The following is a 20,725-nucleotide window of genomic DNA, read 5'->3' as shown; positions in this document are numbered from 1 at the left end:
GGAATTGTCTCACTTTCCGTATGGATATGACCAACAGCCCGCATGCCCGGCATGGAGCTTCCGGACACACGGACCCCGTCTGCGGAGCGCAAGTCGGGGAAGATACTCCCTGGAAGGCCGGCTATCAGGGGAAAACCTATTTTTTCTGCAGCCGTTCCTGCCGGGATAAATTCACGGCAGCGCCGGAAGAAGCTCTTGCCCACCCTCCGGACGCCGGACACGGCATGGACATGAAGGGCATGGACATGCCCATGCACCACCATGAAGACATGGACCATTCCTCTGCCATGGAGTCTGCGGCCGCCGCCCCCGGTACGGTGTACACCTGTCCCATGCACCCTCAAATCCGGCAGAATCATCCCGGAGCATGCCCCATCTGCGGCATGACGCTTGAACCGCTGCTCCCTTCCGCAAACGCCCGGGACGATACGGAGCTGAATGACTTCCGCAGGCGTTTTTATTTTTCCCTGCCTTTCGTCGTCCTGATCTTCATTATTTCCATGGGCGGCCATCTTGCGCGCTGGATGAACGCCGGAGTCCAGAACTGGGTGGAACTGTTCCTGGCCATCCCCGTGGTCCTGTGGGCGGGAGAGCCGCTCCTGGTCCGGGGATGGGATTCCATCAAGACCCGCAATCCCAACATGTGGACGCTGATCGGAGCCGGAACCTCCATCGCCTTTCTGTACAGCCTGGCCGCTACCATCGTGCCCGGCTGGTTTCCCGCCGTTTTTACCCATGACGGGCATGTTCCCGTTTATTATGAGGCGGCGGCCATCATCATCTCCCTCAGCCTTCTGGGCCAGGTGCTGGAACTGAAAGCCAGGTCCCGTACGGCGGAAGCCATCAGGGCCCTGATGAATCTGGCCCCCGCCACCGCCCATCTGGTACTCCCCAACGGGGTGGAAAGCGACATTCCCCTGAAGGACGTGCAGACCGGCGACGTGCTGAGAGTGAAACCGGGAGAAAAGATTCCGGTAGACGGCGTCCTGAAGGACGGGGGAAGCGATGTAGACGAGTCCATGCTGACCGGAGAACCCATTCCCGTCTCCCACGTTCCCGGCGACAAGCTGATCGGCGCCACGCTGAACACCACAGGCACCTTCACCATGACGGCGCAGAACGTGGGGAATGACACCGTCCTGGCGCGTATCGTCAACCTGGTGGCCCAGGCCCAGCGGACCAAGGCCCCCATGCAGAGGCTGGCGGACAAGGTGGCGCGCTACTTTGTGCTTGCGGTGGTGCTCATTGCCGTTCTCACGTTTTTCGCCTGGGGATTCTGGGGGCCGCAGCCATCCTGGCCGCACGGGCTGGTGAACGCCGTCGCCGTCCTGATCGTAGCCTGCCCCTGCGCGCTTGGCCTAGCTACTCCCATGTCCATGATGGTGGCTTCCGGAAAGGCGGCCTCCCTGGGCATCCTTTTCCGGGACGCGGCCGCTCTGGAAACCATGCACAAGGTCAATATCCTGGTGATGGACAAGACAGGCACCCTCACGGAAGGCAGGCCATCCCTGGTCAACGTAACCACGGGAAACAACGTGAATATGGACGCGCTGCTCGCCCGGTGCGCCTCTCTGGAGCAGAACAGCGAACACCCCATCGCGCGCGCCTTCCTCCAGAAGGCGGCGGAGGAAAAGCTCACCCTGTCGCCCATTGAGGACTTCCAGTCCTTCCCGGGCGGCGGCGTGGCCGGGACTTTCCAGGGCAGCAAGGTTTGCGTAGGCACCGCAGACATGATGCAGAAGCGGGGCGTAGACATCTCCTCCCTGGCTCCGTGGGTGGAAGAACAGCGGAGGCAGGGCCGCGTTACCGTCTTTGCCGCGGTGGACGGCCAGGCGGCGGGAGCCTTCTCCCTGGCGGATAAAATCCGGGAAAACACGCGCCAGGCCCTGGCGGACCTTACTGCGCGCGGCATCCGCATCATCATTGCCTCCGGGGACGCGCCCGCGACGGTGGAAGCCGTGGCGAGGGAGCTGGGCATTTCCGAATTCCACGGAGGAATGACACCGGTGGACAAGCAGGCGCTCATCGCCTCCCTGAAAAGCGGGAACGCCGTGGTCGCCATGGCGGGGGACGGCGTTAACGACGCTCCCGCACTGGCGGAAGCGGATGTGGGCATCGCCATGGGAACGGGATCGGACGTAGCCATGCAGAGCTGCGGCGTCACGCTGGTGAAGGGGAACCTGCTGGTGATTTCCAAGGCTTTCGCCCTTTCCACCGCCACCGTGAAAAACATGAAATCCAACCTGGGTTTCGCCTTCGTGTACAACGCTCTGGGCATCCCCATAGCCGCCGGCATCCTCTATCCCTTCTGGGGCATCCTGCTTTCTCCCGTTATTGCGGCAGGGGCCATGTGCCTGAGCTCCGTATCCGTCATTCTGAACGCCCTGCGCCTGCGGCGCTTTTCATGAGGCGTCCAAATCCTTCTCCCCGAACGCGCCGCGGATACGCCTGAATTCCGGGGGCTTCCCCTCCCGGTACAGGACTTCCACAATATCGTAACGGGAGGGAACCGGTTCCGGAAGCTGGCGGAGCCATTCCGCCGCTCCCCGCCGTATCAGCGCCCTTTTGCGGGCGTCCACGGCGCGGCGGGCTCCCCCGTAACCGTTTCCCGTACGGGTTTTCACTTCCACAAAAACCAGGCAGTTCCCGTCCCGGCACACGAGGTCCAGTTCCCCGCCCCTGACGGGACGCCAATTCCTCCTTAAGACGGAACACCCTTCCCCACGCAGGAAAGAAGCCGCTGCCAGTTCCCCGTACATTCCCAGCCATGCCGTATCCCGCTCCTTCCTATTCAGGAATGGACAGTTCCATTTGTGAAACCGGCGCAAACGAGCGGCGATGAAGCGGACAGGGCCCATGCCTCCGCAGGGCTTCCATGTGGGCTTTCGTGCCATATCCCTTGTGTTTTGCAAAACCGTACTGCGGATAGGAGGCATCCGCCTCCGTCATCATGCGGTCCCTCGTCACCTTGGCCAGCACGCTGGCGGCGGCAATGGAAAGGCTCCTGCCGTCTCCCTTCACGATAGCGCGGTGCGGAACGGGAAGCCCCTTGACGGGCAGGCCGTCCACCAGGCAGAAATCCGCATGCGGGGCCAGCCCTTCCACGGCGCGCGCCATAGCCAGATGAGTGGCTTTCAGGATGTTGAGACGGTCTATTTCCTCCACGGAAGCCACCCCCACGGAGCAGGCCACCTGTTCGCAATCCAGCAGAGCCAGGAACAGGCGTTCCCTCTTAGCCGCGGTCAATTGCTTGGAATCATTCAACCCGGACAGTTCCTCCGGCAGTTCAGGCAGAATGACGGCCCCGGCCACCACAGGGCCGGCCAAAGGGCCGCGGCCAGCTTCATCCACCCCGGCCACATAAAGAAAACCGGAGGAACGGGCCTCCCTTTCAAAACTCATATCCGGGTGTGACTTTTCCGTCATGGCCTTATTCCTCCTCCTGTTCTTCCGGAAGGCGGGTCAGCAGAATCTGCGTGATTCTTCTGCCGTCCGACCCCGTCACTACGGCCCGGTAGCGGCCAATCTTCAATTCCTCCCCTTCTTCCGGAATGTAACCCAGCCGGCTGATCACGTAACCGCCCAGCGTGGTGACGCCCGGGCAATCCAGGTCCATTTCAGGCAGGTAATCCGCCAGGTCAAACAGGGTAACGGCTCCGTTCACGGCATACGTATCCTTGCCGGTCTTGACGAATTCCCGCATTTCCTCCTGGTCAAACTCATCCTGAATGTCGTCCCCCACGATCTGTTCCAGCACATCGTCCAGGAACACCAGGCCGATGGAATCACCAAACTCATCCACCACCAGGGCAAAATGGGCATGCTCTTTCAGGAAGAACGTCAGAAGGCTGTCCAGAGGCATCGTATCCGGCACCACGCGCAACTCACGCCGCACGCTTCTAAGGTCCGGATTTTCCTGCCCTACCAGCTTGAGCAGATCCTTAACGTGCACCCAGCCTTTCACCTCGTCCAGATGGTCGCCCTCCACCAGGGGGAAACGGGTATGGCGGGACTTCCGGGCAAGTTCCCAGTTCTCCTCAAAGGGAGCCGTCAAATCCATCACGTCCACTTCGGAACGCGGCGTCATCACGTCCTTGACGCACATGTCGTTCAGTTCAAGGGCATTCTTGGAGATCTCCGCCTCCTGCTTCGTCAGCTCTCGGGAACGTTCGCTTTCCTCCACCAGGTACATCAGTTCATCCGTGCTGTGAACCGTGCAGGCCGTGGAGCGGGGATCGATACCCAGCAGGTACTTCAGCACAAACCGGGCAATTCCGTCCGTCAGTCCAAGAATGCCCGTATATTTGAACACCGTGTAAAAGAAATGCAGCAGCGGGACCGTCGCCAGAGCCGCCCTGTCCGGATGGCGCACTGCCATGGCCTTGGGAATAAACTCTCCAAAAATAACCTGGCAGCAGGCAAAGAAAATAAACGTAACGGCCAGGGCAATGCCGTAAACGGGAACCTTACCGCCCAGCCCCAGGGAAACAAGGAAGGGAGCCGTCAGCTCCGCCACGAAAAACGTGCCCAGAAATCCCAGCGCCAGAGAAGAAAGGGTAATGCCCGCCTGGCAGGCGGCCAGATACAGGTCAAGGTGCTTGACCGCCTTCCGTGCCCGGGCCAGCTTCCTACGGGTACGCGCCGGAACGCCATCCCCGGCGTGCAGCTGGCTTTCGCGAACCTTCATCAGGGCGAACTCGGCCGCCACAAAAAACGCGTTCAGCAGTAAAAAAAGGATAAAGCCGGCAATCGCCAGCGTCATTCCACCCAGCGCCGGAACAGCGTCGGGCGCTTCAGCGGCCCCGAAGGCCGCAAGAATACTCAGAGGGTCCGGATCATTCATTCTGTTTCAAGTAGTATACGGGAAAGGAGGCCGGAATGTTTCCCGGCTTTTGTGTTACAGTTTTTCATAAACGCCCTTGTCCCGGCGCTCCAGCACGGTGAACCCGGCTGCCTTGGCGTCGGAAACGGAAAGGGGCTTGGTCGCCTCCGGCACATTGATCCGGCTAATGACCTTGCGCACCGGGTGCTTGCACACCAGGCACTTTTCAAGCGGCGCACGGTCCACCGGCCGCCGCAATTCAAAACCGCGGCGGCACACCGGGCAGGACTGGCCGAGGTCGTCAGGGTTTTCGGAAATATACTCGTATATGGGCATAGTAAAACGCTAGGCTAAATAAAAATCAGCCTAGCGTCAAAATCTTTATAAGGCTGCAACCTTTCCCTGCCCTTACCAGCTGGACTTGGTCACACCGGGGATCATGCCGGCGTTGGCCAGTTCGCGGAAGGAAATACGGGAAAGCTTGAAACGGCGGATAAATGCGCGGCGGCGGCCGGAAACAAGGCAGCGGTTGACCGTACGGGTCGGGCTTGCATTGCGGGGCAGCATGGTTAAACCGATATAATCCTTCTCAGCCTTCAATTGCGTACGCAGTTCCGCGTAGCGCTTGACGGTGTCAGCCTTTTTCTTGTCTCTTGCGATCCAGCTCTTCTTAGCCATAAGTTCGGCGGAATAAGTAGAGGGCCGGGGATGAAAAATCAAGCGCTTTTTTTCAATTTCATCAAATTCAAGCCGTTTTCAATGTCATCCGTCCTTTTTGGCAGCTTCCGCACATCGGCTTGAACGCCTGTTTCTTCCGCAAGCGGCACCATCAGGAAAAGCCTCACAGGCGTTTCCGGCGGAACGGAAGCAGTCGATTATTTAACTCTTCCTAATCATTTCTTCCCCGGCGGAACGGGATCATATCTGCAAGGCATCAGCATAAAATGGGAATTCCCTTGACTTCAATCGTATTTTTGGAAAACTTTTTCAAGAATGTTGTTGAAAAACAAGGTTGTTATGAAGATCTGCGTCTTTGGCGCACTTCTTGCATGCCCCTGCCGTGTGACGGCGGAAGAGGAGGAACCCATGCAGGGGCTGAAGATTGAATCGAAAACGGAAGAATGTTCCGCGGACTACTACATCGCCAAGGAAGAAGGACAGAATCCGGACGAGGACGAGGATAAAAAAAGAAACTGCGTGGGCATGGGCGAAAGGGTTACCTTGACGTTGACAGGAAAGCAGGCGATTATCGGAGAGAATAAGGACATTCGGTGGACTCTGGAAGATGGAGCGCATTTGGGCAGCCTTGAGGGAATGACAGATGGAGAACGAGAAGTAACATTAGTCATCAATGACGATTTGAGTCCCAAAACATTAGGAAATAACAACAGAATCAAAGTCTGGGCATATTGTTCGAAAACGCAGCAGATGCCCGATAAACCGCTCAAACTGGAGGTATGCCTCCCTACGCACATCACCGGGAAGCACAGGAAAAAGGAAGGAGGCGGCAGGGGAATGATTGCGGACGCTGCGAAGTTTCCCGGCTTCCCCACGGATCAGGCACAAGACCGGGGCAAACCCGGAGCTTCCGCCCAACTGGAATTGACGATCCATCCCACGAACGTCAATTTCAAGAATATCCATGTGATTGAAAAAGATGCGGACGCCAGCGACAAAACCTTCCCTCCCCTGGGAGGAAGACACCGGCCCGGAGAAACATGGTCCCAGATTGATCCCGGCAACAGGGTCATTGACACCATAGCATGGAAAAAGACGATGAATGAGGTGAAAGCCGGATTGAGTCCGGATGCCCCGGAACAGAAATGGGATTGGGCATGCAAACGTTACGTGCAGTCTATTCAGCACCGCGATGTCTACATGCTCAATACCGTGACGCAGAGTTTCAAGGTCCGGTGGACGGACCCCAGGACCAGAAAAGCCGTCCATGCATGGATTTCCAAATTTGAATGCCAGGTGGAACGCGACTCCCAGCAGGGAACCCATGTGTTTTCCCCGCAAGACAACAAATAATGATTACCACAATAATGATGAAAATACTCCACCTTTTCCTCCCGCTTATCCTGCTTTGCTCCGGCATCACATCCCCGGCGCAGGGAGCCACGACGATCCCAGGGGTACGCCTTTCCCTGGCCTATCCGGAAACGGCCCAGTCCCGCGAGTATCCGGGCTACCGCATGCTGGCGGAGATGGGATGGGTATACCTGCCGGTGAAGGAACCGTACTCCCCTCACTGGCACCTGCAGGAAATGCTCAAAAAGAACGAGCTGGAACTGTTCTACCTGTGCGCGGCCCGTCTGTTTCAAATCCATTGCGGGATCCATATTGATGACCTGGGAGGAGGACAGTGCCGAGAACTGTACCACTTGTGCGGTCTGGTGACGGCAGCGCCGTTCTACCAGGTGGACTTCAGCGGAGAACACCCGTGGGAGTATGCAAGAAGGACGCAAGATTTAGCTATGAAAAGGGTGGCCGTTACGTGCGTGGCCCGGATTGTAAGAGAAGAATCTGCCAGACGCATGAACGTGGACCGGAGGGAACTCGGAAAGTTCAGCGCGTTGTACGCAGCGGTAATTTTAAAAGGATTCCGGGAGGAGCACCAGGCGACTTCCGAAGAAAAGCTGAGGAAGCGATGGAAGGAAGGGGCAAAGAACGCGTGGAAGGTGCACCGGGAGGGACGTGTTTTTGGCTGGGAAGACCAATTCATCGTGGCCCAGGACAGGAACAGGAGTATGAAACGTATTATCGAGGAATGGCTGGAAGAAAGATTGATCCGCATTCTGGCGAGGTATTTTCCCGGCCGTACGGCAGAAGCGCGCCAGTACATCCGGATGGCGGGATACGAAGACAAGGAGATCAACGGACTGGTGGACCGGACCTTGGGACGTGCCAAGGAAACGGAGTTTCTGTATAGAGGAGGCAAGAAAAAGAATTAAAAGCAGCTTTCCGGGCTTATGCGGTGAACGAATCCTGACGAACCTCCACTTGTTTTTGTTCAGGAACCATCCCGGGGAAGCCGCTCCGGACAGTTCCGGGAAAAAGCCCGTGGTTAAACATGATTTTGTCCTTTCCTCCGGGGGGGGAATGGGGCATCATGCCGCCGCACACTAATCATTGACGTACATGAAAATCGTAGTTGCATACTCTGGCGGCCTTGACACCTCTGTTCTTCTGAAGTGGCTCAAGGAAAAATACAATGCCGAAATCATCGCCTACTGCGCAGACGTAGGCCAGGCGGAAGAACTGGACGGCCTGGAAGCCAAGGCCCTGGCTACGGGAGCCTCCAAGTGCTTCATCGGCGACCTCAAGGAAGACTTCGCCGCCAACTACATCTTCCCCATGATGCAGGCCAACGCCCTTTACGAAGGCCGCTACCTGCTGGGCACCTCCATCGCGCGCCCCTGCATTTCCAAGGACATGGTGGACCTGGCCATCCGTGAAGGAGCGGACGCCATCGCCCACGGCGCCACCGGCAAGGGGAACGACCAGGTGCGCTTTGAACTGGCCGTCAATGCCCTGGCCCCGAACATCAAGGTCATCGCCCCCTGGCGCGACCCCGAATTCCGCAAGCAGTTCCCGGGCCGTACGGAAATGATCGCCTACGCGGAATCCCACGGCATCCCGATCCGCCAGTCGCTGAAAAAGCCTTATTCCATGGACCGCAACCTGCTCCACATTTCCTTTGAAGCAGGGATGCTGGAAGATACCTGGTACGACGGCACCACCCCCGCCGACCGTGAGATGTACAAGCTTTCCGTTTCCCCGGAAGACGCTCCGGACCAGGCCGAATACATTCAGATCCTGTATGAAAAGGGCGATGCCATCGGCATCAAGTACGACGGCCTTGACACGCTGCTGAAAGAACTGAACGTCACCCCGAAGGGTGAACGCGACGGCTATACCCTGCTCAGCCCGCTGGGCGTCATGTACGTGCTGAACGCTCTGGGCGGCAAGCACGGCATCGGCCGTGTGGACATTGTGGAAAACCGCTTCGTCGGCATGAAAAGCCGCGGCATTTATGAAACCCCCGGCGGCACCATCCTGCTGGCGGCCCACCGCGACATTGAAACCATCACCATTGACCGTGAAGTGCAGAAGGTGCGCGATTCCCTCATTCCGGAATACGCCACGCTGGTTTACAACGGCTTCTGGTTTGCGCCGGAACGTGAAGCCATCCAGGCTCTGGTGACCAAGTCCCAGGAAACCGTCAACGGGGAAGTGCGCCTGAAGCTTTACAAGGGCAACGTCATGTACGCCGGACGCCGTTCCCCGCAGTCCCTGTATTCCGAAGAAATCGCCACGATGGAAGGCGGCCATGAGGAACTGTACAACCAGGACGACGCGGAAGGCTTCATCCACCTCAATGGATTGCGCCTGAAGCAGTTCAGCCGCGTCAACAAGCCCTACGGCAACTAAGCCCCCGCAACACAACGTTTTCAATCAACCGTCCGGAATACCAGTTCCGGACGGTTTTTTCTTTGCAACAATCCTTTCCTTTTCCACGTACTGCCCGTGATGGGATTTATTTCATGCACATTTCTGGCAGTTGTTTCAGCTCTGGCGTTCTGTCCGGTCCCGGCCACTGCCGCTTCCGGACCCAACATCATTCTGATTTATGCGGATGACCTGGGCATGGGCATGCTGGGCTGCTACGGCCAGGAGATCGTGAAAACGCCCAACATCGACCGCCTGGCCAAACAGGGCATCATGTTCACCCGGTGCTACAGCAGCCAATACTGCTGCCCGGCGCGCGCCTCCCTGCTCATGGGCGTGCATGACAGCCACTCCCGCTCCTACACCCAGACAAACGGCGGCCTGGTCATCACGGCGGAACAACAAGGCTGGTCCAACGAGGAACTGGAAAAGAAAGCGGCCAGGGCGGCCCGCATCAAGCCTTCCGGAGGAGAGGTTTTCCTTCCGGAACTGCTGAAAAAGGCAGGATACGTCACGGGCCAGTTCGGAAAGCTGGAGTGGGGCTTCACCACCTGGCACGGAGAGTTGAAAAGGCACGGATGGGACCGTTACGTGGGATACATGGACCATCAGCGGGCCCACGGCTATTATCCTTCCTTCCTCTGGAAAGACGGCGAACGCCTTCCCCTTCCGGGCAACACGCATGCCGACGGCGGCAAGACGCCGGAGATTTACGGGCCGGGAGCCACGGAAAAACGGAGAGGAAACCGGGACGGCAAAGTGACGTACGCTCCGGACGCCATGCTGGCGGAAACCCTCAAGTTCATGGAGGAAAACCGGAACAGGCCCATGTTCATCCTTTTCTCCACCAACCTGCCCCACGGCCCGGTGGATATTCCCCCCGCAGAGAACAAGTATGCCGGTCATCCAGCCATCCGCCAGGCCTATGCGGGCGCTGCGGGCGGCAACAGGGAATGCGCCGGGGCGGCGGAGGAATACGCCTCCATGGTGGACAAGCTGGACAGGCAGGTGGGCGCCATCCTGGCCCAGGTGCACAAGCTGGGACTGGAGAAGCGCACCATCATCGTTTTCAGCTCCGACAACGGGCATGAACTTTACTACCGCACGGACAAGGAGCGGGGCCGCGGCCTCAACTGCCACGGCGGCGTTCTGGACGGCACCGGGGAGCTGCTGGACGTTTTCCGCGGCAGCCGCGGGCTCATCGGCCAAAAGAACGCCATGGTCAACCTGGCCGGGCTGAAATGGACCAACCATGAAGGGGGCATCCGCGTTCCCCTCATCGTCTCCTGGCCCGGGACCGTGCCGCACGGGAAGGTTTGCCGCAGCCTGGTAGCCAGCTACGACCATATGGCCACCTTTGCCGAGCTGGCGGGAGTGGGCATGCCGGAAGGCAAGGATTCCGTTTCCTATAAAAACATGCTCTTCGGCAAACCTTCCAGCCAGCGTGATTACGTAGTGGTGGACCACACGGTCATCACGGGGGACGGCTGGAAGCTCACGCACAAGCAGGACAAGTGGCTCCTTTTTCAAATCAGCAGCGACCCGGAGGAAAGGCACAATCTGGCGGAAACAAGGAAAGACCAGTTGGAAAGGCTCCAGGCCATTTACAGGAAGGAAGCGGGAAGTCCCAGAAAAGACAGGCAAAAGCCGGAACAACCCCGGAAAACCGCCCTTTTTCCGCCGCTTGCTTTTGCAGGTTGAAACTTGAACGTTCCGCATGTAGAGTTCCCCGGTGAAGAACAATCCCCCCACCTCCCGCCAGACAGCCCTGACCTGCCTGATGCGCTGGCATGAAGGCCGCTCCTTTGCGGAAACCCTCGTGGACCGGGAATGTTCGCGGGCTGCGCTTTCCACGGCGGACAGGCATCTGGTGCAGGCCCTCGTCTTCGGCGTGCTGCGCAACCAGACCTGGCTGGACCATGTGATCGACTCCCTGCGGAAAGGCAGGCTGGACCTGGAAATGCGCCTTATCCTCCAACTGGGGCTGTGCCAGCTTTTCCTGCTGGGGATGGCAGACCACGCCGCCGTGTATGAAACCGTCAATCTTGCGCACGCACGCCTGCGGGGGCTTGTCAACGCCATCCTGCGCAACGCGCTTCGGCGGGAGAAAGCCATCCTGGAGGAACGGGAAAAACTGCCGCTTCCCGTTCTTTATTCCACCCCGGCGTGGCTGGTGCAGCGGTGGACGCAGCAGATGGAGCCGCAAACGGTCCGCGCCCTGCTCCACTGGAACAACACCACGCCGCGCCTGTACGTCCGCGCCAATCCGCTGGTCCCCGTGAACGGCATGCCAGCCTCCCTGGCTCCGCTGGACCGCGCTCCCGGCTGGTTCTCCGTAGACGGCGCCCTGCCGCTGGAAGAGATCAAAGCGGGCTCCCTTTACGTGGCGGACCCCTCCACCCGCTACGCCATCGACCTGCTGGCTCCCCGGCCCGGCGAGGAAATCCTGGACGCCTGCGCCGCCCCCGGCGGCAAATCCGCCGCCATCATCGCCGCTACCGGAGGCAAGGCGCGCCTGACCGCCACGGACCTCCATGAACACCGTCTGCCCACCTTGAAGGAAAACCTGGACAGGCAGGGTTCCTCCTCCGTCCGGACGGCGCAGGCGGACTGGTCCCTCCCCTGCCCTCCGGAATGGGAACGCCGTTTTGACGCCGTGCTTCTGGACGTGCCCTGTTCCAACACCGGGGTCATCCAGCGCCGCGTGGACGTGCGCTGGCGCCTGACCCCGCAGGAAATCCGCCGCCTGGCCGCCCTCCAGAGGAGCATTCTTGAAAACGCCTCCCAGGCCGTCAAGCCGGGCGGCAGACTGGTTTATTCCACCTGTTCCATTGACGCGGAGGAAGACGGCCTGGTGGTCAGGGATTTTCTGCAAAACCACCCGGAATGGACCCTGAAGGAGGAAAAACTCATCCTTCCCCATGAGGAAAAATCGGACGGCGCGTATGCGGCCCTTTTGATCTGTGCTTGACCTCGGCCCCAATTTGGCAACAATGCGTGCTCCTGATTAATCTCATTCCACTATGTCCCGCAAACCCATCATTGCCGCCAACTGGAAGATGAACATCGGCCCCGCCAAAGGCGCCCAATTCATCGAAAGCTTCAAAAACCTCGTTAAGGGAAAAGACGTCGCATGCGACGTGGTCGTCATTCCCCCCTTCACCACCATCCCCTCCGTGCTGAACGCCCTGAACGGCTGCTCCTGCACTGCCGTAGGCGCCCAGAACGTCTCCCAGTATGACAACGGAGCCTACACCGGGGAAATCTCCACCAGCATGCTGAATGAACTGGGCCTCAAGTACGTCGTGCTCGGCCACAGCGAACGCCGCCAGTACTTCGGAGAAACGGACGCCATCATCAACGCCAAGATCAAGAAGGCCATCGCCGCCGGCATCACCCCGATTTTCTGCATCGGTGAAACGAAGGATGAACGCCTGGGCGGCATTCTGGAACCCGTGCTGGAAATCCAGCTCAAGGGCGGTCTCAAGGATCTCACCCCGGAAGAAGTGGCCAACCTGGTCATCGCCTATGAACCCGTCTGGGCCATCGGCACCGGCCTGACCGCCACCTCCAAGGAAGCGCAGGAAGCCCACGCCTTCATCCGCAAGGTCATTTCCGACGTCTTCGGCGCGGACACCGCCGCCAGGGTGCGCATCCAGTACGGCGGTTCCGTAAAGCCGGAAAACGTGGTGGAGCTCATGGCCCAGCCGGACATTGACGGCGCCCTGGTGGGCGGCGCTTCCCTGAAGCCGGAATCCTTCGCCGCGCTGGTCACTTCCGCCAAGTAAGCGCAATCCAGCCATTTCCTTTCCTGCGGGCCGGTCCTTCACGGGACCGGCCCTTTTCGTTTCCGGAGCTCCGTCCGGCGCTTTTCGCCCCAGGGCGCAGTTTCTGCCTTTTCAAGCGGCGGCAATCGTGCATAATGGCGGGAAATCATGAAAGCCCGCTTACTCCCCTCACGCAGCAAAGGTTTCACGCTTATTGAAGTTCTCGTGGTCATCGCCATCATCGCCCTGCTGGCTGGCGTATCCTACAGCATTTATTCCCATGCTACGGAGACTGCGGCCAGAACGCGCTGCACGGACAACCTGCGCCGCATCAGCGACTGGGGCAAGGAATTCGCAGGCCAGAACGGCGGGAAACTGCCCTCCAGCGGCATGAAGGACAGCCTTCTGACCGCCAGGGAGTGCCGGAACTGGTGGGACGCTCTGGCCCCCATCGTGAACGCAGAACAGCCCGACCTGATCGCCCGGAGCGACAAGGAGCCGAACATGCTTCCGGACACCTTCCGCTGCAAGAATGACAACCGGCCGGAAATCCTCGCGGCGGAAGATTCCATCCTTCCCGCCAGCCCGGACACCATTTCCTACACCAGCTGGCTGGACAACCGGAAGGGACGCCCCATGAACGTGGCGCGCGGTCAGGCCCTGCGCGGCAAGCCCTGGATCAGCGACGGCATTCCGCTTGACGGGCGCAGCGTCATCACGGAACAGGACTTTGAGGAAATCGTGGTCCCGGCCCTGGAACGCCATCAGGGAGGCATCATGGTGCTTTACGCGGACGGGAAAATCACCCCTGTGGAGGATCCCACGTTTGAAAAAGTCACCCAAGGCTCCTGAGCCTGCGTTCCTCCGCCGGCTGCGGGGGAATTCCAGCGGCCTGACGCCGGGAATCCGATGGAATTTTCTTCTCTCTCCCGCTGATTCGCCTTTACGAAGCCGGGATAATCATTAAGGTTAGCGTTCAGATGAACCAGCACGCTCCCTTCCTGCATCCGTATGATGGAATGATACCGCTGCCCGTGGCGGGATATGTCCTGGGCGCCGTTCTGCTGCTGGTTCACCTTTACGCACTGGTAAAAAGGCAGCAGGTGCAGGCCTTTCTGCTGGCCTCCCCGCGCAACCACCTGCTGGCCCAGGTTCTGCTGGCCATCGGCCTGTTCTGGTTCTTCCTGCTGGTGGCTCCGGAAGGGCTGGGCGTGCTGAGTTATTTCCGGGTAGGACTGGCGGAGTTTGAAGGCATCCGCTGGCTGCTCCAGCTTGCGTGTCCCGTTTTCCTGGTGCTGATGGTCACCCAGGTGAAAAACCTGCTCTTTCCGCGGGCGCTCGGCATCTTCGGCCTGATGGTGGCGGCCCCTCTTCTCAGCGCGGCCTTCCTCCAGGATCCGGTCACCAGGCTGCTCATCCCCATCTGGTGCTACATTGTCATTTTCCTTTCCCTCCTCTGGATAGGCAAACCCTACCTGTACCGTGACATGGTGAACAAGATCTGCTCCAAACCGGCCTGGTGGACGCCCCTCTGCCTGGGCGGCATGGCCTACGGAGCCGCCATTCTGCTCTGCGCCGTCCTGTGGTGGTAGCAGACGCATTTTTTCCGGCGCACCATATCGCCCACCCGGCTTTTTCCGGAGGAATTCCCGGTCGCGCAAGCTGTCCGGGCCAACAGGGAAGACAGCTTTCCTTTTCCAGCCTCCGGGCAGGATCCGTCCGCGGGCCTGCCTGCTTTATCATACACCCCGTTCCTCCCATGCGCTTCATTCCAAGTTTCCCCCTCCTGGCCTGCATGGCCCTCTGGCTGCTCTCCCCTGTTCCCTCCCCGGCGGACAAGCCCAACATCGTCCTCATCCTGGCTGACGACATGGGATGGTCCGACCTGGGCTGCTACGGCTCGGAAATCCCCACTCCCCATCTGGACTCCCTCGCCGCACAGGGCATGCTGGCTACACGGTGCTACACGGCTTCCCGCTGCTCCCCCTCCCGCGCCTCCATCATGACCGGCTGCGAGCCCCACAAGGTGGACGTAGGGCTGCTGGACGACGACAGCGGACGCCCCGGCTACCGCGGGCGGCTGAATCCGGATATCCCCACCCTCCCTGAACTCCTGAAAAAAGCGGGATACCGTACCTACCTTTCCGGAAAATGGCATCTGGGGAAAGTCCGGGGAACCTACCCCTGGGACCGCGGCTTCGACCGTTCCCGCGGCCTGCTGGGAGGCGCGGCGGATTACTACAAGCCCATGCCGGACCGCCCCTTCGGAGAAGACGGAAAATTGCTCCGGCCGGAGGACCTGCCGGAGAATTTCTACATGACGGAAGACATCACCCAAACGGCCCTGGCCTACATTGACGACGCCGCCAAAAGCAAAAAACCCTTCTTCCTCTACGTGGCTTACACGGCCCCGCACACCCCCCTTCAGGCCCCCCGGGAGGAAATAGAAAAAATGCTGCCGTCCTACCGCGGAAAATCTCCGCATGCCATCGCCTCCAAGAGGCTGGAAAAACAAAAACAGCTCGGAATCGTCCCTCCCTCCGCCAAGCTGGGCATGGCCGGAAAATTCAATCCTTCCGGCTATGAAAAGGCCACAGCAGAGCGCAAGGACTACCTTTCCAGGTGCATGGCCACCTACGCCGCCCAAATCTCCATCATGGACCGCGGCATAGGACGCATCCTTGCGTCCCTGGACCGCCACCGCCTCAGCGGCAACACGATCGTCATGTTCCTGTCAGACAACGGCGCAACGGCGGAAATGCCCCAGAACAACAGGAACAAGAAAACCGTTCTTCCCATCGGTCCGCTGGGGGAAGCCGGCTGCCGGGACGGGTACGGCCCCATGTGGGCGGCCGTGTCCAACACTCCCTACCGCCAGTATAAGATTGAGACCTTTGACGGCGGCTTGTCCGCGCCTTTCATCATCCGCTACCCTTCCAGAATCCGTCCCGGCGCGCGCTATCACTCCCCCTTCCTGCTTCAGGATCTCGCCCCCACCTGCCTGGCGTGGGCCCAGCTTCCGGTTCCCGTCCACATGGACGGCAAACCGCTCAACGCCTACTGGGCCAATCCCGGAAAGCTTCCTCCATCCAGGGTATGGGACTACATTCCCGGCACCTGCCCTTCCCGCACCATTTTCTGGGAGCACCAGAGGAACCGCGCGGCCCTGACCAGCCAATTCAAGCTGGTGGCTCCCAACCGCGGCCCCTGGCAGGTATACGACATCAGGGACAGGACGGAACAAAAAAACCTCGCTTCCAGGCACCAGCCGCTTATTGAACAACTGTCCGCACAGTACAGGAAGTGGGCAGAAGAAAACCATGCCGAATAATGCGGCACGGCGGGTAGCCTGGCAGGCGCGCACGGAACATTACCGCGGCAGGGTTTTTCCAGGGGCAAGCCCTGACGTTCCGGCACCGCAGCCACCGGAGCCGGAACCCGCATCATTTCCGGGAAAAAGCCGGAAGAATATTTGTTCCCCCCTTGATATCCGGGGGCCCATTCACCATTCCTTTTCCCCATCCGGATATTGACGGACAATTCCGCAAGGAGTCCGGCCCTCCATGCTTTTACCCTGTAAACAAAGATATTCCATGAATCAAAATAAAACACATCAAAACACTGCGATTTAACAAATCGTTTCCCAAATGGAAAACTCTTATTTTTTCCTAACAATTATTGGAACAAAGGAAGCCTTATCATTCAAAGAAATATCGTATTAGAATGCTTCTAAATTAACAAAAAACTCATTGATTATAAATAAACTTAATTTAAGATGGCATAAGAAAAAACCTCTCCGCTTCCTGCTTTCATTCCGCACCATTTCAACCTTCAATATGGAATATTTTTGATAATCAACAAATAACACACCTTTAACAAGACTTATACAGCATCACCTTCTTTTCAACCAACCTTTCTCCCGCATCTTTCTTATGTTCAAAGAGCCCTCCTTCCTCAAAAAAGCAAACCTGTTCCAGCCCATCCTGGTCGTTGTGATCTCCATCATCGGAGGGACGCCCATGGAAGGCGCCAACACGGGAAAAATCGTCCTGCTGGTTATCCTGGGCGCCGCTTTCATCGTGTGGCACGTGGAATGCCAGAGGCTGATCAACAGGAACCGGGAGATGAAGAAACAGGCCTGCACCCTGAAAAACCGCAGTGCGGCTCTTTACAAAAAAACCTACGCCGCCCTCAGCGGGGAATATGAAAACTTCGCCAACAAGCTGAATGGAGAAAACCGCCGGGAGAAAAAAGCGGACGGCTCCCGCGCAACGACGGAAAGCTTCAACTCCGCCTGCCTGTTCCTGTGTTCCACCATCGCCGCAGCCCTGGCCGAATATAAAAGCTCCCTCATCTTTGAAGTGCTTTACATCCAGGCGGAGCGGCAGCAGGGCCAGACCTTCCTGCGCGTCACAGGCTACGCGCAGGGAGAACACAATAACGACATCCCGTCCCTGCTGGCCCAGCCTCCGCGGCCCGTGACGGGAACTCCCTCCATGCTGGATGAACAATTGTTCGCTGAACGCCATCTCAGCCCCGTAGTCCTCTCCGGGCCGGCGGAAGTGCGGCGCAGCTTCTTCCGGAAGCGCAACCAGCCCCCGGAGGAAAAATACATGCAATACCTCGCCATCCCCGTCCTGAGCAGGAGGAATGAAATCATCGGCCTCATTGAAGTCTCCGTTAAAAAAAATCCGTTCATCTTCCCGGTGGTCATGCTGGAAACCCACGAACTGGCCGACATCCGATCATGGCTGTACCATTTGAAAGACCATTTCCTGCTGTTCCATGAAATAGAACGCGCCGTCCGGCATGATTTGCCCTGATGGACATCCCCGCCCGGTTCCGTCTTTCCGTTCCACCGGCGGCCTCACGGACCGGGCAGCACGGCAATACCCATTCCCATGCTCATTGGATGGAGGAATACCACGTTCCCGCCCGTTTTCCGGCTACCTCAAAAAAGAAACTCCGCCCGGAAATACTTCCTGCGGAGTTTCAACGTATGAAAGGGAATGGTACTTGGACCGGGACTCGAACCCGGGACCAATAGATTAAAAGTCTACTGCTCTACCAACTGAGCTACCCAAGCACTTACCCTTGCTGGAAGGGCGGAGGCAGTAAACACCACGCCCCCTTTCATGGCAAGCGCAAAATGGAAGACGGACAAAAAAAGATCAGGATTCCATGTATTCCTGCCACCGCGCACGCCATTCAGCTGGAATGCGCGCGGGGCGCCCCTGGGGCATCCGGACCAGGGCCAGCTGTTGATGGGCCCTCACCAGAAGATCGTTGTTGGAGGCGCGGCGCATTTCAAAATCGCACCAGAACCGGGCCCGTTCCACGGATTGCAGCCATCCCGTCGTCAGAATGGTGTCCCCCAGCACGGCGGGGCGTACGTAGTCGATTTCATGGCGGACCACCACGGCGAACTGCTGCAAATCGCTCATGGTTTTGTAATCCATGCCCAATTTGGCTCCCAGCCTGGTGCGGCAGGCTTCAATCATGCGCAGGTAGGCCAGGTTATGAACCACTCCGCCGCAGTCCGTATCATAAAACATGACTTCGTCTTCCGTATGAAACATGAGCTCCGGATTCATGACTGCCATTGTAGGAAGGAAACGGTGAAGCTGAAAGGAAATTCCGGTTCAGCCATGCCATGCATGGTGCGTCCGCGCCAGCGTCAGCACGCAAACGGAGGCCGCCCCGGCCCGGAGCAGCAGATGCGCGCAGGCGTCCGCCGTTGCCCCGGTCGTAAAAACGTCATCCACCAGCAGCACGTCCCTTCCCGCGACGGGATGACGTTTGATTCTTTTTTCATCCGCGGCATAAATCCTGCGGGCGTGCCTGAGCCGCTGCTCCCGCGCCAGGCTGGCCTGGGGCAGCCGGTCAGGCAGGCGTTTCAGCACCCCGGCACAGGGCCAGCCCAGTTCCCTCCCCAGCAGCACCGCCAGTTCCTGCGCCTGGTTGTACCCCCTCCGCACCAGCTTGCGGCGGTGCATGGGCACGGGAACGAGCAGGCGCTTTTTTCCTCCGAACCAGTGGGGATTTCCGCGCACGGCCTCCGCCATCATCCCGGCGAAGGTTCCGGCCAGATGCACGGCCCCCGCATATTTGAAGGCCAGCAGAAGCTCCCTCAATGCCCCTTCGTTCACGTATGCGGCGCGGGCTTCCTCAAAGGACGGAGCCGTTTCCGCACAGCGGGCGCATAACCCGGACGGGATGAAGGAACCTTCCGCAGGTTCTCCGCAGACGGCGCAGCAGGGAGGTTCAATGGGCACGAAACGCTCCCGGCATTCCGGACAAACATGACAGCCGTCCAGTCCGCCCCGTCCGCACAACTCGCAGACGAAAGGGTACACCCAGGAGAGCCATTCCCTGAAAACCGCTCCCAGCATCCCCGGCACGGCAGAAGTTGAAGGGAGTTCCTACCGCCCGTCCTCCCCATCGGGAGAACCGGTTTCCTCCTCTTCCGGCATGTCTTCCAGAAGCTTGTCTATGGCTTCAATAAAACGCCACGGGCAGCGTTTGCGCTGGTACTTGCGCCAGAGCACGTCGCGCAGGGTCACCCAGTGCGCCCGCGTGAATCCCACGTGTTCCCACTCCACATCGTCACGTTCCGCACGGCCCACCTTGGGGGCGCATTCCAGCTTCCATTTGCTGGCGTGGTGGCATGCCCTGTATACCAGGGTGCCCTCTTCCGTGCGTTCTTTCCACGTGTGAACTTCCATGGGGGCGAGTGTAGGGAAGAACCGTTCCGGGTAAAGAGGAATTTTTGCTAGTCATCCGCCCTTGCGCGATTAGTATGGCTCCGTCATGAACGACACTGAAATGATCGAATGCCGCGAGCCTGCCCTTCAAATGCAGCGCCTCATCGCCATCATGAAACGCCTGCGCGCTCCCCAGGGCTGCCCCTGGGACGCGGAACAGACCCACCACTCCCTGATTTCCAACATGATTGAGGAAGCCTACGAGGTGGTGGACACCATCCAGAGGGACGACTGGGAGCAGATGCGGGAGGAGCTGGGCGACGTTCTGCTTCAAGTGGTTTTTCATGCGGAGATCGCCCGGGAAGCCGGGCGTTTCAATTTCAACGATGTGGCCGCGGAAGTGAGTGAAAAGCTCGTCCGCCGCCATCCCCACGTGTTTGCCCAGTCCACGGCAGACACGACGGATGCCGTGCTGACCCAGTGGGACAAGATCAAACGCCAGGAAAAAGGCGCGGAGGCCACCCCGTACCTTCACGGAACGGGCAAGGGGCTGCCGCCCATGCTCCGCGCATGGAAGCTCCAGAAAAAAGCCGCCAAAGCGGGGTTTGACTGGCCGGACGCCCAGGGCGCCCTGGATAAAGTGAAGGAGGAAACCGCGGAATGCGAGGAAATCCTTCCCGTGCCGGAGGAAGATCCGCACGTCACGGAAGAACTGGGGGACCTCCTGTTTTCCGTAGTCAACCTGTGCCGGAAGAAGGGAATAGACCCGGAAACGGCCATGGCCGGGGCGAACAGGAAGTTTGAGCGGCGTTTCAATGAAATGGAACGCCTGCTTGCCAAAGACGGCCTTTCCCTGGAAGAAGCCTCGCTGGACGCCATGGAGGAACGCTGGCAGCAGGCGAAGTCCGCCCAATAAAGTATTTCCATTTCCCGGACCGGGCCTTGTTCCGGTTCTCCGCTTTGCCTTTTCCGGCGCCGTC

At 59.1% G+C, this 20,725-nt stretch carries 20 protein-coding genes and 1 tRNA gene; 12 read left to right on the top strand and 9 right to left on the bottom strand.

Features of this window, described 5'->3' with window-relative positions:
• The first annotated feature begins 26 nt into the window (after nucleotides 1–26).
• On the top strand, nucleotides 27–2,408 hold the full coding sequence (locus P8A25_RS01755; protein ID WP_215443520.1) for a heavy metal translocating P-type ATPase: 2,382 nt from the start codon (nucleotides 27–29) through the stop codon (nucleotides 2,406–2,408).
• Here P8A25_RS01755 and P8A25_RS01750 read toward each other — a convergent pair.
• The 5 genes from P8A25_RS01750 to rpsN form a co-directional block, all read right to left on the bottom strand.
• The gene (locus P8A25_RS01750) at nucleotides 2,403–2,759 is read right to left on the bottom strand and encodes a YraN family protein (protein WP_102731626.1); all 357 of its coding nucleotides are present in this window, start codon (nucleotides 2,757–2,759) and stop codon (nucleotides 2,403–2,405) included. The genes P8A25_RS01755 and P8A25_RS01750 overlap by 6 nt on opposite strands.
• Before the next feature lie 28 nt (nucleotides 2,760–2,787).
• Nucleotides 2,788–3,402 carry a ribonuclease HII gene (locus tag P8A25_RS01745; RefSeq protein ID WP_250715703.1) on the bottom strand — a complete coding sequence of 205 codons (615 nt, stop codon included), beginning with the start codon at nucleotides 3,400–3,402 and terminating at the stop codon, nucleotides 2,788–2,790.
• 28 nt (nucleotides 3,403–3,430) lie between these two features.
• Entirely contained in the window at nucleotides 3,431–4,843 is a 1,413-nt protein-coding gene (locus P8A25_RS01740; RefSeq protein WP_215443518.1) for a hemolysin family protein, read from the bottom strand.
• Nucleotides 4,844–4,897: 54 nt separating this feature from the next.
• Nucleotides 4,898–5,158 (bottom strand): zinc ribbon domain-containing protein, encoded by a 261-nt coding sequence (locus P8A25_RS01735; RefSeq protein ID WP_215443516.1) that lies wholly within the window; start codon nucleotides 5,156–5,158, stop codon nucleotides 4,898–4,900.
• A gap of 72 nt (nucleotides 5,159–5,230) precedes the next feature.
• Nucleotides 5,231–5,500 carry a 30S ribosomal protein S14 gene (rpsN, locus tag P8A25_RS01730; RefSeq protein WP_022397607.1) on the bottom strand — a complete coding sequence of 90 codons (270 nt, stop codon included), beginning with the start codon at nucleotides 5,498–5,500 and terminating at the stop codon, nucleotides 5,231–5,233.
• A gap of 339 nt (nucleotides 5,501–5,839) precedes the next feature.
• On the opposite strand from rpsN, the gene P8A25_RS01725 reads away from it, so the two are divergent.
• The 10 genes from P8A25_RS01725 (at nucleotide 5,840) to P8A25_RS01680 (ending at nucleotide 17,864) form a co-directional block, all read left to right on the top strand.
• Nucleotides 5,840–6,853 carry a hypothetical protein gene (locus P8A25_RS01725; RefSeq protein ID WP_215443514.1) on the top strand — a complete coding sequence of 338 codons (1,014 nt, stop codon included), beginning with the start codon at nucleotides 5,840–5,842 and terminating at the stop codon, nucleotides 6,851–6,853.
• A gap of 14 nt (nucleotides 6,854–6,867) precedes the next feature.
• On the top strand, nucleotides 6,868–7,776 hold the full coding sequence (locus P8A25_RS01720) for a hypothetical protein (protein ID WP_215443512.1): 909 nt from the start codon (nucleotides 6,868–6,870) through the stop codon (nucleotides 7,774–7,776).
• Between the two features lie 187 nt (nucleotides 7,777–7,963).
• A complete protein-coding gene (locus P8A25_RS01715; RefSeq protein ID WP_022397610.1) occupies nucleotides 7,964–9,256 on the top strand; it encodes an argininosuccinate synthase in 1,293 nt (430 codons plus the stop codon).
• Nucleotides 9,257–9,355: 99 nt separating this feature from the next.
• Nucleotides 9,356–10,975: a sulfatase-like hydrolase/transferase gene (locus P8A25_RS01710; RefSeq protein ID WP_215443510.1), complete on the top strand. Its 1,620-nt coding sequence runs from the start codon at nucleotides 9,356–9,358 to the stop codon at nucleotides 10,973–10,975.
• 31 nt (nucleotides 10,976–11,006) lie between these two features.
• On the top strand, nucleotides 11,007–12,245 hold the full coding sequence (locus P8A25_RS01705) for a transcription antitermination factor NusB (protein WP_215443508.1): 1,239 nt from the start codon (nucleotides 11,007–11,009) through the stop codon (nucleotides 12,243–12,245).
• A 52-nt stretch (nucleotides 12,246–12,297) separates the two neighbouring features.
• Nucleotides 12,298–13,062, top strand: coding sequence for a triose-phosphate isomerase (gene tpiA, locus P8A25_RS01700; protein WP_215443506.1), 765 nt, complete (start codon nucleotides 12,298–12,300; stop codon nucleotides 13,060–13,062).
• A 147-nt stretch (nucleotides 13,063–13,209) separates the two neighbouring features.
• On the top strand, nucleotides 13,210–13,893 hold the full coding sequence (locus tag P8A25_RS01695) for a type II secretion system protein (protein WP_022397614.1): 684 nt from the start codon (nucleotides 13,210–13,212) through the stop codon (nucleotides 13,891–13,893).
• Nucleotides 13,894–14,021: 128 nt separating this feature from the next.
• Nucleotides 14,022–14,633, top strand: coding sequence for a hypothetical protein (locus tag P8A25_RS01690; RefSeq protein WP_102722842.1), 612 nt, complete (start codon nucleotides 14,022–14,024; stop codon nucleotides 14,631–14,633).
• A 167-nt stretch (nucleotides 14,634–14,800) separates the two neighbouring features.
• Nucleotides 14,801–16,372: an arylsulfatase gene (locus tag P8A25_RS01685; RefSeq protein ID WP_102731623.1), complete on the top strand. Its 1,572-nt coding sequence runs from the start codon at nucleotides 14,801–14,803 to the stop codon at nucleotides 16,370–16,372.
• A gap of 601 nt (nucleotides 16,373–16,973) precedes the next feature.
• On the top strand, nucleotides 16,974–17,864 hold the full coding sequence (locus P8A25_RS01680) for a hypothetical protein (protein ID WP_215443504.1): 891 nt from the start codon (nucleotides 16,974–16,976) through the stop codon (nucleotides 17,862–17,864).
• Nucleotides 17,865–18,051: 187 nt separating this feature from the next.
• Here P8A25_RS01680 and P8A25_RS01675 read toward each other — a convergent pair.
• From P8A25_RS01675 to P8A25_RS01660, 4 genes are all read right to left on the bottom strand, one after another.
• Nucleotides 18,052–18,127 (bottom strand) — tRNA-Lys (locus tag P8A25_RS01675).
• 85 nt (nucleotides 18,128–18,212) lie between these two features.
• Nucleotides 18,213–18,635: a thioesterase family protein gene (locus tag P8A25_RS01670; protein ID WP_251828057.1), complete on the bottom strand. Its 423-nt coding sequence runs from the start codon at nucleotides 18,633–18,635 to the stop codon at nucleotides 18,213–18,215.
• A 48-nt stretch (nucleotides 18,636–18,683) separates the two neighbouring features.
• The gene (locus tag P8A25_RS01665) at nucleotides 18,684–19,433 is read right to left on the bottom strand and encodes a ComF family protein (protein ID WP_251828060.1); all 750 of its coding nucleotides are present in this window, start codon (nucleotides 19,431–19,433) and stop codon (nucleotides 18,684–18,686) included.
• 30 nt (nucleotides 19,434–19,463) lie between these two features.
• On the bottom strand, nucleotides 19,464–19,766 hold the full coding sequence (locus P8A25_RS01660; RefSeq protein WP_404838741.1) for a hypothetical protein: 303 nt from the start codon (nucleotides 19,764–19,766) through the stop codon (nucleotides 19,464–19,466).
• Between the two features lie 85 nt (nucleotides 19,767–19,851).
• On the opposite strand from P8A25_RS01660, the gene mazG reads away from it, so the two are divergent.
• On the top strand, nucleotides 19,852–20,661 hold the full coding sequence (mazG, locus tag P8A25_RS01655; RefSeq protein ID WP_102727560.1) for a nucleoside triphosphate pyrophosphohydrolase: 810 nt from the start codon (nucleotides 19,852–19,854) through the stop codon (nucleotides 20,659–20,661).
• Nucleotides 20,662–20,725: the final 64 nt, after the last annotated feature.

The organism is Akkermansia sp. BCRC 18949 (assembly GCF_045011645.1).
GTDB lineage: Bacteria > Verrucomicrobiota > Verrucomicrobiia > Verrucomicrobiales > Akkermansiaceae > Akkermansia > Akkermansia massiliensis.
Note: the sequence above shows the minus strand (reverse complement) of the source record. Positions and strands in the feature narration are given on the sequence as shown.

Coding starts and splice junctions, on each gene's coding strand:
- P8A25_RS01690 (WP_102722842.1), top strand. CDS start 14,022: ATGAACCAGCACGCTCCCTTCCTGCATCCGTATGATGGAATGATACCG.
- P8A25_RS01680 (WP_215443504.1), top strand. CDS start 16,974: ATGTTCAAAGAGCCCTCCTTCCTCAAAAAAGCAAACCTGTTCCAGCCC.
- P8A25_RS01670 (WP_251828057.1), bottom strand. CDS start 18,635: ATGAATCCGGAGCTCATGTTTCATACGGAAGACGAAGTCATGTTTTAT.
- tpiA (WP_215443506.1), top strand. CDS start 12,298: ATGTCCCGCAAACCCATCATTGCCGCCAACTGGAAGATGAACATCGGC.
- P8A25_RS01660 (WP_404838741.1), bottom strand. CDS start 19,766: ATGGAAGTTCACACGTGGAAAGAACGCACGGAAGAGGGCACCCTGGTA.
- P8A25_RS01725 (WP_215443514.1), top strand. CDS start 5,840: ATGAAGATCTGCGTCTTTGGCGCACTTCTTGCATGCCCCTGCCGTGTG.
- P8A25_RS01750 (WP_102731626.1), bottom strand. CDS start 2,759: ATGTACGGGGAACTGGCAGCGGCTTCTTTCCTGCGTGGGGAAGGGTGT.
- P8A25_RS01665 (WP_251828060.1), bottom strand. CDS start 19,433: ATGCTGGGAGCGGTTTTCAGGGAATGGCTCTCCTGGGTGTACCCTTTC.
- P8A25_RS01735 (WP_215443516.1), bottom strand. CDS start 5,158: ATGCCCATATACGAGTATATTTCCGAAAACCCTGACGACCTCGGCCAG.
- P8A25_RS01710 (WP_215443510.1), top strand. CDS start 9,356: ATGGGATTTATTTCATGCACATTTCTGGCAGTTGTTTCAGCTCTGGCG.
- P8A25_RS01755 (WP_215443520.1), top strand. CDS start 27: ATGACCAACAGCCCGCATGCCCGGCATGGAGCTTCCGGACACACGGAC.
- P8A25_RS01740 (WP_215443518.1), bottom strand. CDS start 4,843: ATGAATGATCCGGACCCTCTGAGTATTCTTGCGGCCTTCGGGGCCGCT.
- P8A25_RS01695 (WP_022397614.1), top strand. CDS start 13,210: ATGAAAGCCCGCTTACTCCCCTCACGCAGCAAAGGTTTCACGCTTATT.
- P8A25_RS01685 (WP_102731623.1), top strand. CDS start 14,801: ATGCGCTTCATTCCAAGTTTCCCCCTCCTGGCCTGCATGGCCCTCTGG.
- P8A25_RS01715 (WP_022397610.1), top strand. CDS start 7,964: ATGAAAATCGTAGTTGCATACTCTGGCGGCCTTGACACCTCTGTTCTT.
- P8A25_RS01720 (WP_215443512.1), top strand. CDS start 6,868: ATGATGAAAATACTCCACCTTTTCCTCCCGCTTATCCTGCTTTGCTCC.
- rpsN (WP_022397607.1), bottom strand. CDS start 5,500: ATGGCTAAGAAGAGCTGGATCGCAAGAGACAAGAAAAAGGCTGACACC.
- P8A25_RS01745 (WP_250715703.1), bottom strand. CDS start 3,402: ATGAGTTTTGAAAGGGAGGCCCGTTCCTCCGGTTTTCTTTATGTGGCC.
- mazG (WP_102727560.1), top strand. CDS start 19,852: ATGAACGACACTGAAATGATCGAATGCCGCGAGCCTGCCCTTCAAATG.